Genomic DNA, 12,004 nt, shown 5'->3' on the forward strand with positions numbered 1-12,004 from the left:
CCGGCTCAACGCGCCCGATGCGCGAGGCCGAAGGTGAACATCAGGGCCAGCACCAGCACCAGTCCCTTGACGAAATCCTGCGCGTAGTAAGGCGCGTTGAGCATGGTCAGGCCGTTGAGCAACGAGGCCACCAGCAGCGCACCGACCAGCGTGCCGAACGCGTTGGGCTTCTTCGCCCCGAGCACGGCAAAACCGATCAGCGCAGCGCCGAGTGCATCCAGCACCAGACCGTTGCCGGAGCTGACATCGCCGCGCCCCAACCGCGCCGCCAACAACACTCCGCCGAGCGAGGCCAACAGCGCCGACAGCACGTAAGCGAGCAACTTGAAGCGCTGCACCGGCGCACCGGCCAGACGCGCCGCCTGCTCGTTGCCGCCAATCGCGTAGAACAACCGGCCGATGCGCGTGCGTTCGAGAAACAGCCACACCGCCAGCGCGACAACCGCCGTGATCAACACCGGAACCGGCACCACGTCCCACAGCCGTCCACGTCCGAGGGCGAGAAACAGCGCACTGAACGCGCCTTCGGTTTCATCGCCATTGGGCAGGGTCATGCCCACCGCAATCGAGCGCCCGCCCGTAGGGATCAACTGCACACCGATCACCAGAAACATGCTGCCCAGCGTCGCGAGAATGTCCGGCACGCGCATCTTCACGATCAGCCAGCCGTTGAGCAGCCCGACCAGCGCGCCGCCGGCCAGACTGATCAGCACCGCCGGCAGCGCTCCCCAGCCGAGCACCACCATCACGTAACTGGCGATCATCAGGCTCATGGCCGCTACCGCACCAATGGACAAATCCAGCCCGCCGACGGCCATGGTCAGCGTCACGCCCAATGCCAGCAGCGCGACGATCGACACCGACTGCAGGATGCTGAACAGATTGCCGACCCGCAGAAACGCCGGCTCCGCCACACTGAAAAACACCACGATCAACGCCAGCACCCACAGCAGGCCATAGCGAATCAGCGCCTGCACGAAGCGCTCGGACGTCGCCGGCGCGGATGACAACAGGGAACTCGAATCAGGCACTCGCTCTACTCCTTGGCGCGGCTTGAACAAAAGAATTCTGCGGATCGACACCGGCCAGCGCAGCGACCAGAACGGCGCGATCCAGACCGGCACGCGGGTACTCGGCGACCACCGTGTGATCGCGTACCAGCAGAATCCGGTCGGCGATTTCCAGGGCTTCATCGACATCCGCACAGATCACCAGCGTGGCGCGGCCATCGGCGCTGTCGCGCAGCAGTTGGCCGATCTCGCGTCGGGCACGTACATCGACGCCCTGAAAAGGCTCGTCGAGGATCAGCACCCGGCCCTCGCCGAGCAGCCAGCGACCGAGCACGACTTTCTGCTGATTGCCGCCGGACAGCGCACTCATCGGCACATCGATACCGGCAGTCTTGATCCCCAGCGCCGCGACCTGCGCCTCCACCGCTGCCGCTTCGGCGCGGTTGCGGATGAAACCGCCACGGGTGAAGCGTTCGAGAAACGGCAAGGTCAGGGTTCGGCGCAATGAAAAATCCGGCACCAGCGATTGGCTGACGCGATCTTCAGCGGCGAAGAACACGCCGCTCTGGATCGCCTGACGCGGCGAGCCCGGTTGCCAGTCGGCGCCGTCCAGTTGCAATGACCCGGACAACGGTTTGCGCAGGCCGAAGAGCACTTCGGCGATCTCGCTTTTACCGGCGCCGAGCAACCCGGTCAGCACCACCACTTCGCCTTCGTGCAGGGTCAGGTCAAACGCTTGCGTGCGTGGCAGCAGTTTCACGTCGTGCAGTTTCAGCACTTCGCGCCCTGCGGCTCGCGGCGTGTAGACATGCGCCTCCAGCGCCTGGCCGAGCATGGCTTCCAGCGCTTGAGGCAGTTGCCGCGCACTGAACTCACCGGCCAGTTGCCCGTCACGCAGAACGATGGCTCGATCCGCCAGCCGTTGCAGATCCGACAGGCGATGGGAGATATAAACAATCGCCACACCCCGGCTGCGCAGCGTGTCGATCAGACCGAACAAGCGTTGTGCTTCGGCATCCGACAGCGCTGCTGTCGGTTCGTCGAGAATCAGCAACCGTGGCTGCAGAGCAAAGGCACGGGCCAGCACCACCAGTTGCCGTTCGGCCTGGCCGAGGTGTTCGATCGGTTGCTCCAGCGGCAACTCCAGCCCGAGTCCGGCAGCAATATTCGCGGCGCGCTCCAGCAGGCGTTTGCGGTTGAGCCAGAAATCGCCGTCCGGGCGGCACAGTTCATCGAGCAGCAGGTTTTCCGCCACGCTCAATCCGGGTGCGATACCCTCGTTGATCTGCTGATGAACCGCGACGATCCCGACCCGCCGCGCTGACAGCGGCGAGTTGAATTGCCGAGGCTGACCGTCCACCTGAATCTCGCCGCTGTCGGCGGACTGGCTACCGGCGAGGATCTTCACCAGCGTCGATTTGCCCGCGCCGTTGGCGCCGAGCAACGCCACCACTTCAGCGGGAAAAATCTCCAGGCTGATCCGATCCAGCGCACGGTTCGAGCCAAAGGACTTGCTCAGCTCACGTACACAAATCAGCGGCTCGGAGGCCACGGCGACAGGCGCACTCATAGAACTCCTTAACGTCGGTGAGCCAGTGAACGCACCAGTCGATCACCCATGCTCTGCACACCCTGAACGAGGATGACCAGCACCACCACGGTGGCGACCATCACTTCGTTGTTGAACCGCTGATAGCCGTAACGGATGGCCAGATCGCCCAGTCCGCCGCCACCGATGACCCCGGCCATGGAGGAAAATCCGATCAGCATCACCAGCGTCAGGGTCACGCCCGCCAACAGGGCCGGCAGCGCTTCGGGCAGCAGCACTTTGAAAATCACATGGCGGATGTCACCGCCCATGGCGAGGATCGCTTCGATGCGGCCCTTTTCGACTTCGTCCAGGGCGTTCTCGACGATCCGCGCAAAAAACGGAAAGGCGCCGATGGTGATCGGCACCACGGCGGCGGTGCTGCCCAACGTGGTGCCAACCACCAGACGGGTCAACGGGATCAGGGCAATCAGCATCACCACGAACGGCAGCGAACGACCGAGGTTGATGATCGCGCCCAGTGCCTGATTGATCCGGGGCAACGGGTACAAACCCTGACGGCGACTGATGAACAGCAACACCCCCAGCGGCAGGCCGATCAACAGCGTGAACAGCCCGGCGAGCAGCACCATGTACAGGGTTTCGCCGGTGGCGTTGAGCACCAGTTGCAGGATTTCATTCCAGTCGATGACTCGATTCATGAATGGGCCGCCCGTACGCCGTATTGCCGCAGAAAACTCAGGCCCGGCGCGTCGTGCCCCAGCGGCAAACCACAACTTGGCCTCAGCGAGGCACCGAGCGCGGAATCCGGAGTCGCCAGTAATCTGGCGACCGGGCCCGCCTCCACCAGTTTTCCGTTGGCCATGGACGCGGCGTGATCGCAGATCGAACGCACCACGTCCAGTTCATGAGTGATCAGCACGATGGTCAGTCCGAGCTGACGATTGATGTCGCGCAGCAGTTCCAGAATCGACGCGGTGGTTTCCGGGTCGAGGGCGCTGGTGGCTTCATCCGACAACAGGTACGCCGGACGTGCCGCCAAAGCCCGGGCGATCCCGACCCGCTGCTTTTGGCCACCCGAAAGTTGCGAAGGAAAGGCTTCAGCCTTGTCGCTCAGACCCACCAGATCCAGCAGTTCCCGAACCCGTTCATGACGCTGTGGTTTGGCGACCTTGGCGATTTCCAGCGGCACCGCGACGTTGTCGAACACATTGCGCGAATGCAGCAGATTGAAGCCCTGAAAGATCATGCCGATGCGCTGACGCTGGCGACGCAGTTCCTGATCGGACAGCGCGGTGAGGTCTTCTCCATCCAGCAGAATCCGCCCGGCGTCCGGACGTTCGAGCAGATTGAGGCAACGCAGCAGCGTCGATTTTCCCGCACCGCTGCGCCCGAGAATCCCGTAGATCGCGCCATCAGGAATGCTCAGTGACACCTGGTCCAGCGCCGGGGACGACGCTGACGGATAGGTCTTGCTCAACCGCTCGACGACGATCATGGCTTGGCATCCGCCACAGGGATCACCGAGCCCTTGAAGCTCTCGGCGATGTACTTGGCGACTTGCGGCGAGGTCAGGTCTTTGGCCAGTTGCTGAATGCGCGGATCGTTTTCCAGTTTCGGTGTGGTTACCAGAATATTGGCGTACGGGTTGTGTTCGGCCTTCTCCAGACCGAGCGCATCCCTGGCCGGCACCAGCCCGGCTTCCAGCGCGTAGTTGCCGTTGATCACCGCCAGATCCACGTCGTCCAGTGCGCGGGGCAGTTGCGGCGATTCGATTTCGAGGATCTTCAAGTGTTTCGGGTTTTCGGCGATGTCCTTGGGCGTTGCCTGATCGGCCGCCGGGTCATTGAAACCGGGCTTGAGCTTGATCAGGCCGTTGTCCTGCAACAGGTACAGCGCGCGGCTCAGGTTGGTGACGTTGTTCGGCACCGCGACGGTGCCCTTGTCCGGCACCTGGGCAAAGGTTTTGTGGCGGTGGGAATAGATGCCCAGCGGTTCGATGTGCACCGTGGCCGCCACCGCAAGCTTTTCGCCGAGGGCCTTTTCCTGGGATTGCAGGTACGGCAGATGCTGGAAGTAATTGGCGTCCACATCGCCGTGTACCAGCAGCTCGTTGGAGTTCACGCCCTGAGGAATTTCGATCACCTTGAGGTTCAGTTGCGGATCGATTTTCTGGATGTAGGCCAGAATCTGCGCGTGGGGCACCGGGTCGGCGGCAACCCGCAACGGCTCGAGCGCTTGAGCACTGAACGAAGTCACCAGCGCGCCGAGGACGGCCAGGGTCAAACCTGCTGTTTTCAACATGGGGAGCATCCTTTAGCGAGTGATGGATCAGGCGTTTGCGGTCTTGCGAGCCGCTGGTTCGGGCAACAAGGCGTCGGCATAGAACCGACGCGCCACATCGGGGTGCGAACGCAGCCGGCCCTTGAGGTAGTTCCAGCCGACATCGCGGAACAGCGGATTGAGCGGATCGCTCGCCGGGCCTCGCGCTTCGCGCAGCAACACCGCCGGCAGCGGGTACAGCGGCACCACCGCGTCGAGTTGCGCGCCGAGGAAAAACGCGATGGACAAGCGCTCGCTGCCCGCCGGCGGCGAGACCACGCGATGCACCGTGGCGCGCAGATAACCGTTGGTGGCCAGCTCCAGCAGCTCGCCGATATTCACCACCAGGGTGTTGTCCCGTGGCAACGCGTCGATCCAGCGTCCCTCTTCGATTTCCACTTGCAGACCGGCGTGCCGGTCTTGCAGCAGGAAGCTGAGGAAACCCGAATCCTTGTGCGCGCCGACGCCTTGATTGCTCGCCGTCGAGGACTGCCCCGGATAGCGCATCAGCTTGATGTGTTCGTTGGGTTTGTCGCCGTACAACCGGTCGAAGGCGTTCTCCGGCAGCGCGAGCGCCTGGGCGAAAGCACGCAACAGGCGCAGCGACATATGGGTCATTGCTTGCTGCCAGTCGAGCAGCAACGGCTTGAGTTGCGGCAACGCCTGCGGCCATTGATTCGGACCCTGCAGACGCGCCCACAGCGGACTGTCGGCCGTCAGCGGCAAGACCTCACGTTCGGCACCCAGATCGAACTGTTCACGTTGATCCGGCTGGCCGCGAGTGATCTCCGAAGCGGCGCGATTGTAGCCACGAAAATGCGGCGAATTGATCATGCCGACAGCGGTTTTCTCACTGTCGGGCAAGGCGAAAAACTGGCGGGCGTGATCCTGAACCTGCTTGAGAAGATTGGCGTCGATGCCATGGCCGGTCAGGTAGAAAAAACCCACATCGCGTGCGGCGTGGCGCAGGTCATCGAGAAAAGCCTGGCGCTGCTGCGGTGTACCGTCGAGCTGCGACAAGTCGAGGATGGGTAACGCGGTGATGTTTGAGGTATGCGGCATGATTCACTCCCGTGTGAATCAAACCTGAAGAGCCTGTGATCGATTCAGCGTGTGCCGTCATGGCAATCGGGGGTCTGTCGGTTTGATGCTTTTGATTCGTCTGTGAATAAAAACTAAACGATATATAAAACTCCGAACAAATATCTTTTTTGCATTAGCTTAGGCCTGTATATCGGGGGCTCAACTGACCTGAAGACCGACTGCGGCAATCGACTTGCCGTTGCAGCCGGTCCTGAATGGGCTGACGGCTACAGACCGACGCGCTTCAGCCCTTCGCGCATGCCCTGATCCGCTTGCTCGCACCATTGTTTGAGCGTGAGGTTCGGCGGCAGGTTGCTTTCCAGGCTCTTGTATTCCCCATCCGTGAACACTTCGCCTTTACGGCCAGACTGTTCGTTCTTGTCGCCGTCGCGCTTGTCGAAATCACCTGGCATGTTGCCGACGAATGCGGCCATCTTGTTGGCGTTCTCGGTGCTGTCCGCTTTCAGGAATCCCTTGTCGACACAGCTTTTGATCAGGCCTGACATGTTGCGACCGTTGTCGTAAATCCCTTTCAGGGTGGCGGCGTCTTGCCCTTCGGCGTGGGCGAGCGAGTGGGTGCCAAACGCGGCTGCCATGGCAAGAATCAAAGAAGCGGTCTTCATATTTATTCCTTTAAATGTTCGAGCGTTTTGAGCTCTTTTTGAGGTGAAACTTGTTTTGGTTGAAGCGTGTTTTGTTCAAACGACGCGCCGAAAAGGCCGCTTCATGGGAGATGGCAATCAATGCACAGATATGGATTTAACTGACCACGGCCCCTTTGGGTCCATTGGCTATCAACGCTGCACCGCAGGCGGTTTTCATGCCGTCGAGCGCGATGGGCACGCCATCGACGGTGTAGGTGCTGCTGCCCTCGGCAATCGGGAAAACCCCTTTGCACAATGGGCAACTGACCATGTGGCCGACCCCGGCAATCGGCTTGCCGTTGAGATCGGTCCGGGAAAAGGCTTCGAGCACCTTGCCACCGTGGGTGGTGGAGTCGCCGAGGCGGATTGCGTCTTTCATGTTGTCATTCCTTTGACCATGGCCTGTCTATTTGCACTGACGCACAATTCAGAAACTCAAGCGTTCTTCAAGCATTGCCCTTGATGCGAAATGCTTCCTTGAGCGGCACCTCTTCATCGTCATCACCATCCTCAAGACATCTATAGTCGCTGTCGCCCAACGCCGAGAGCATGGTTTGGTACAGGCTCAATGATTTGAAATTGACCTGAAGCCACAGAACGCTCTCACTTTCATAGATCACTCGAGCGTCATAATCAGCACTGCTGTTGAGCGACTGATCTTTCAGGTAGAGGTCGCCAGGCTGTTGCGCGCGAACGCATGCATCGCTGTCCTCTATTTCCTTCATTACCTTGCTGGCAGAGGTGGTGTCGTCGAACACCACCTTGTATTCATAACTCATGATCCGTGGGGCCTGTGTCGAACAGTCGGTAGGTCGGCAGGGTTGCGCATGCCGATGTGTGTTTTGTTTGGGTCGGTGGATACCGACCCACGATCGTCCAGCTGATTGCCGGAGGGGTCTTCTTTATGTATATGCGCGTTATTGCCTGACTTGTAAGGGCAAGGATTCTGGTTCCCGTATTTATGAACCCTGACCTCTGACCCATCGGGATGCTTCCACTTCTGATTGATGCCATTATCGTTGGTTTTTGTGAAACCGGCATTGGTCAATGTACTTCCTGCGCGACGGGTGCTCGTTCCCTTCATGCGAGGTAGATCCGAAGAGGCCGAGAGACCCAGCGGATCAACCCAAGTCAATGGATTGAGCACGTATTGATACAGGTTCAAGCCACCGGCGAGGCCAATAGGATCCTTGCTGATGAAGCGTCCTGTTTCGGGTTCATAGTATCGATAGCGATTTAAATGCAGACCGGTCTCATGATCATGATACTGACCCTGGAATCTTATCGGGTTCTTGATCCCGTGTTGTCGGGCCCATTCTGAACGCTGTTCCGTGGCAACACCCCAAACCTTGTACTGCGCACTCCAGGCAATCTGTCCCTGAGCATCCGTCAGCTCCTGTGGTGTTCCTAAATGATCGCATTGGTACCAGGCCAACGTATCAAACGGTGTCGCGATGGATTCGTTGTTCCAGACCGGGTCATTTTCCAGACTGTATTCACCATTGAACTCAGGCACTTCAGACAGGTTTATCGATACATGACGTACTGCCTGCGCCAGAGGAACATAGGATTGGGGTTCAAAAACGTAGTGAATCGTCCGACCGGGTGTTCCATCCATTTCATCCGGGCTGCTCTCCCAGGCCAAATTATCACCGTCCCAGCCATAGAGCGTAAAACCGCAACCCTGTTCACGCTGTACGCGACAATATTCATTGCGATTCCACTGAGAACCCGCCTCCGGCCGGCGTTTGAAGTGTGCAACGGATTTTTTGTAAAGGCGCCTGCCCAGCGCGTCATAAGCAAAGTCCACCGCAAGGCGGTTGTCTTCGAAATGCACGAGGCGATCAAACAGGTCCCATTTCATCTGGCTGCGATTGTCGCTTTTCCAGCGCTGAATCATGTTGCCACGATTGTCATACTCGAAATGAGTGCCGGCGTACTCCTGCAACACATTGTCGGCCAGTTTGTTGTGCTGTGGGGTCAGATCCAGCGGCCCGCGCATTTCTGTGGCTTTGTTCTCCAACAGATTGCCCGCCGGATCGAACGCGAAAGTTTCCTCACCATGGCGAGTCATCGCGCTGAGCAACCGCCCGACAGGATCGTAGAGATAGGTGTGAGCACCGCGACGCGAATCATTGATGCCGGAAAGTTGTGCCGCAGCGTCATAATGATAATCACGTTTGAGCAGGGTCGCTTTGTCATCGCTCCGACCGATCAACTGCTCCTGCAGGCGCCCCAACGGATCCCACTTTTGCGATTGCACCAGGCGGTTGCCCTGATGGCGAGCCACCTCTCGATGCATGTCGTCGCGCTCATAGTTGACCAGCTCGTGATCATCAAGCCGCATACCCAACAGGTGACCACTGCCATAAGTCAGCCAGCTGACACGATGCCCGTCGGGACGAAGGGTCGCAACACGTTGATTCAACGCATCGTAGTCGTGCCGCCAGACGGCGACGGCTGGTTTTTCCAATGTAAGATAGTGATGGTGCTCGCGCTGAAGATTGCCGGCTGGGTCATGAAAGAACTGCAGGCGGCTATCGGCGTTTTCGGCCAACACCATCTTGCCGTTACCATCGTAGGCGAATGCCTCACTTTGTACCTGGTCCCCCTGGCTGGCTTGACGCCCTGTCACTCGCCCCATCGGGTCATAGCTGAATGAAACTATTCGCTCGCCGTCGATGATGCGTGCCAGACGCCCGGTTTCGAGATCGTACTGATAGTGAGAGGTACGACCATCGACGCCTGTTTCGGCCAACAGACGTCCAAGCGAATCATATCGAAATACCGTGGAGCGACCATTCTCGTTTTCCAGCCCGGTCAACCGACCCAACGTGTCCCAGCTGTAACGCAGGATCTGTTCAGTTGCGTCAACTCGTTCAATCACCAGACCTGCGGTGCTGTAACGCCAGGTAGTGCAATGGGCGAGGCCATCGGTATGCGCAAGTAACCGGCCTTCTGCGTCACGATCGAATCGCTCTTCGGTACCGTCGGGATGTCTGATCAGTACCAACTGGCCTGCATGGTATTCGTATTCAGTGCTTTCACCGCAGGCGCCCGTGAAACAAACCATCTGCCCACGCGAGTTGTATTCCCAGGCACTCTTCTTGCCAGAGCAGTCGGTGTATTTGACCAATTGTCCAAGGTCATTATATTCAAGGGTTTTTTCGTTTCCGTTGGCATCTTTGATAGCGACTGGTACGCCCGCCGCGTTGTAGGCGTACTCGGTCTTGTTCCCTAGCGGGTCGGTGGTCTCGACGAGATTGCCTTGATCATCAAAGCCGTGTTGCCATTGTCCGCCCTCGGCATCACTGATCTTGGTCAACAGGTCTTGATCGTCGTAAGCGAAATGCACTTCGCTGTTGTCGGCTCGAATATGTTCGAGGAGATTACCTCGCTCATCGTAGCTATAACGATCTGTGCTGCCATTGGCATGCACGTGCCTGATCAGGTTTTTTGCGTCATCCCGGAACAGCCACTCGGAACGCTCATCGGGGTGACGAATACGATAGGTGTAGCCAAGGATGTCGTAGTAGTGCCAGGTCTCGTTTCCGTGGGCATCGGTCACGTAAGTCAGACGAATGTTTTCGTCCCATTCCAGTCGGGTGTCGAAGCTGCCATCATCCGCCCATTCCCGAATGGCCTTGGCATCGGGTCCCTGGCCAAGCCACTCGATGTTCATGCCTCGTTCGGTTCGATCCGTATAGCGTGTGATCAGATGGTGTTGATACTGATAATTCCAGACTGCGCCATTCTCATCTTGAGCCAAAATGAGGTCACCGTTGGTGTCGTATTGATACGCACACAGTTGACGCTCTGGTTGACCCTCGCAAATTTCCCAGAACCCCGCAAGGCGCCCGTGCTCATCCATCATTGTGCCGATATGCGTGAGGACATTCGTAACATCGCCCTGATATGTCATCAGGTCGGACAGCACAGGCGTGTCCCCATGGCGGTGCTCATAATGCAGTTTGATACCCGCACCGCTACGCAAGACAACGCCACTCAACAGATAACGCTGTCCACTTCGAACATAGGACTCTCGTCGCTCGAAGCCACGGCATATCAGCAGCTCAGTTTCATCTACTCGAACCAGCGTGATGTTTTCTATCGCGTCGTAATGAAACTGTCCGACTTTCGGTAAAGGGAAGAAATGACTACGGCCATCTATATCGTGGAACTGCAACCCCTCGTCGACACAGTCCAGACGCGTCGTAAATTCAGTGATCCACCGAGCGCCCATTTCACCTTGATCGTAAGCGTCGAGTCGTGAACTATAGGTACGCACCCACTCGATCGAAAACGGTCCAGGCAAACGAAAGTCAACATGGCTGAGGCTTTCTGACCCCAAAGCGAAGCTGATACTGTTTCCGGTACCTGCCTTGACGCCGTTTTTGCAGCTGTTGCAATTCGCTGATGCCGGTGCCTGACGACTGCTGGCTTCAAGACGACCTTCGCCGGCCTTATGCTTGGCTTGGGTGGTTGCATTTGGCTTGAGGACTGCACTTTGCCCGTGTCCACGACGTTTGCGAAAACTGGTGACAGCGCCGCTCAATACCTGAATCAACCAACCGATTGAATGCCGTGTGCCAGGGTCGGCCAATTTACTCAGCTGGCTTCGCAACTCTGGACCCAGCGCTTTTAACGAAGTGGTGTGTTTGATCACTAACTGCCTGGCTTGCTCCGGAAGAAGGTTCTTCGCCGCACTATTGGCTACGCCTTTTCCAGCTGCTTTATAGGCACTGAATGCTGCACCAAAAATATTACTGATCGCAGCTTTCGGATCATTGAGCAACTGATCGCCTGCGGCGCTCAACTTTTGTCTGGCTGCCTGAACATCACCCTTAGCGTTGAGATTGCCATTGACCGTTGTCTCCAGACCTTTGGCGATTTCGGTAATTGCACTCTGACCCAGTTCGCCCGCATCGTTGAGAATACCCGCAAGCTTGGGTTGGGCCTGCTTTACAAAGTCATCGATGGTACCAACAATTGTGGCGTTCAAATGCCCGACCAACACCTCGATCATCGAATCACCCAACAGCATTTTGGCGCTATTGCGTAACTCCTGACGTACAAGGAACAGCGTCGGGCGCAAACTCATACGAGCTGCAGCCATTGTCGGCGGTGCCGGCAGCACACCGATCAAGTTGATGCCCAGACTGACCCAGTCGAGCACTTCACGTTGCTTGCTTTTGGCCAGAGTTACAATGTCACCCAAGGCATCGACCAGTGCCATGATGTTACCGATGACAGGCAAGGCCCCCGCGACATTCTTGATGCGATCCAAAGTAACCACACCACCACTGATCGATTGCAGCCATGCGTCAAAAACCGCAGCGCCACGTCCTACATCCTTGATGTCAACGGTATTGAGTGGAACGATCGCAACTTGAGGT

General features: G+C 58.2%; 10 protein-coding genes. All 10 read right to left on the minus strand.

Features of this window, described 5'->3' with window-relative positions; all coding sequences use genetic code 11:
- Window positions 1–5: 5 nt before the first annotated feature.
- On the minus strand, window positions 6–1,031 hold the full coding sequence (locus M5B44_RS27730) for an ABC transporter permease (RefSeq protein ID WP_248741205.1): 1,026 nt from the start codon (window positions 1,029–1,031) through the stop codon (window positions 6–8).
- On the minus strand, window positions 1,024–2,580 hold the full coding sequence (locus tag M5B44_RS27735) for a sugar ABC transporter ATP-binding protein (protein WP_248741206.1): 1,557 nt from the start codon (window positions 2,578–2,580) through the stop codon (window positions 1,024–1,026). Before M5B44_RS27735 ends, M5B44_RS27730 begins: the two co-directional genes overlap by 8 nt.
- A gap of 8 nt (window positions 2,581–2,588) precedes the next feature.
- Window positions 2,589–3,260 (minus strand): methionine ABC transporter permease, encoded by a 672-nt coding sequence (locus M5B44_RS27740; protein WP_263860305.1) that lies wholly within the window; start codon window positions 3,258–3,260, stop codon window positions 2,589–2,591.
- The gene (locus M5B44_RS27745; protein ID WP_248741207.1) at window positions 3,257–4,057 is read right to left on the minus strand and encodes a methionine ABC transporter ATP-binding protein; all 801 of its coding nucleotides are present in this window, start codon (window positions 4,055–4,057) and stop codon (window positions 3,257–3,259) included. Before M5B44_RS27745 ends, M5B44_RS27740 begins: the two co-directional genes overlap by 4 nt.
- Window positions 4,054–4,863 carry a MetQ/NlpA family ABC transporter substrate-binding protein gene (locus M5B44_RS27750; protein ID WP_248741208.1) on the minus strand — a complete coding sequence of 270 codons (810 nt, stop codon included), beginning with the start codon at window positions 4,861–4,863 and terminating at the stop codon, window positions 4,054–4,056. Before M5B44_RS27750 ends, M5B44_RS27745 begins: the two co-directional genes overlap by 4 nt.
- A gap of 27 nt (window positions 4,864–4,890) precedes the next feature.
- Window positions 4,891–5,943 carry an isopenicillin N synthase family dioxygenase gene (locus tag M5B44_RS27755; RefSeq protein ID WP_248741209.1) on the minus strand — a complete coding sequence of 351 codons (1,053 nt, stop codon included), beginning with the start codon at window positions 5,941–5,943 and terminating at the stop codon, window positions 4,891–4,893.
- A gap of 248 nt (window positions 5,944–6,191) precedes the next feature.
- Window positions 6,192–6,587: a hypothetical protein gene (locus M5B44_RS27760; protein ID WP_114882430.1), complete on the minus strand. Its 396-nt coding sequence runs from the start codon at window positions 6,585–6,587 to the stop codon at window positions 6,192–6,194.
- A gap of 136 nt (window positions 6,588–6,723) precedes the next feature.
- Window positions 6,724–6,987 (minus strand): PAAR domain-containing protein, encoded by a 264-nt coding sequence (locus M5B44_RS27765; protein ID WP_248741210.1) that lies wholly within the window; start codon window positions 6,985–6,987, stop codon window positions 6,724–6,726.
- A gap of 67 nt (window positions 6,988–7,054) precedes the next feature.
- Window positions 7,055–7,387, minus strand: coding sequence for a hypothetical protein (locus M5B44_RS27770; RefSeq protein ID WP_134826548.1), 333 nt, complete (start codon window positions 7,385–7,387; stop codon window positions 7,055–7,057).
- The coding region (locus M5B44_RS27775; RefSeq protein ID WP_248741211.1) for an RHS repeat-associated core domain-containing protein at window positions 7,384–12,004 on the minus strand (4,621 nt) is incomplete at its 5' end. The genes M5B44_RS27775 and M5B44_RS27770, both read right to left, overlap by 4 nt.

This window comes from Pseudomonas sp. MWU12-2029, assembly GCF_023242425.1.
Classification (GTDB): Bacteria; Pseudomonadota; Gammaproteobacteria; order Pseudomonadales; family Pseudomonadaceae; genus Aquipseudomonas; species Aquipseudomonas kribbensis.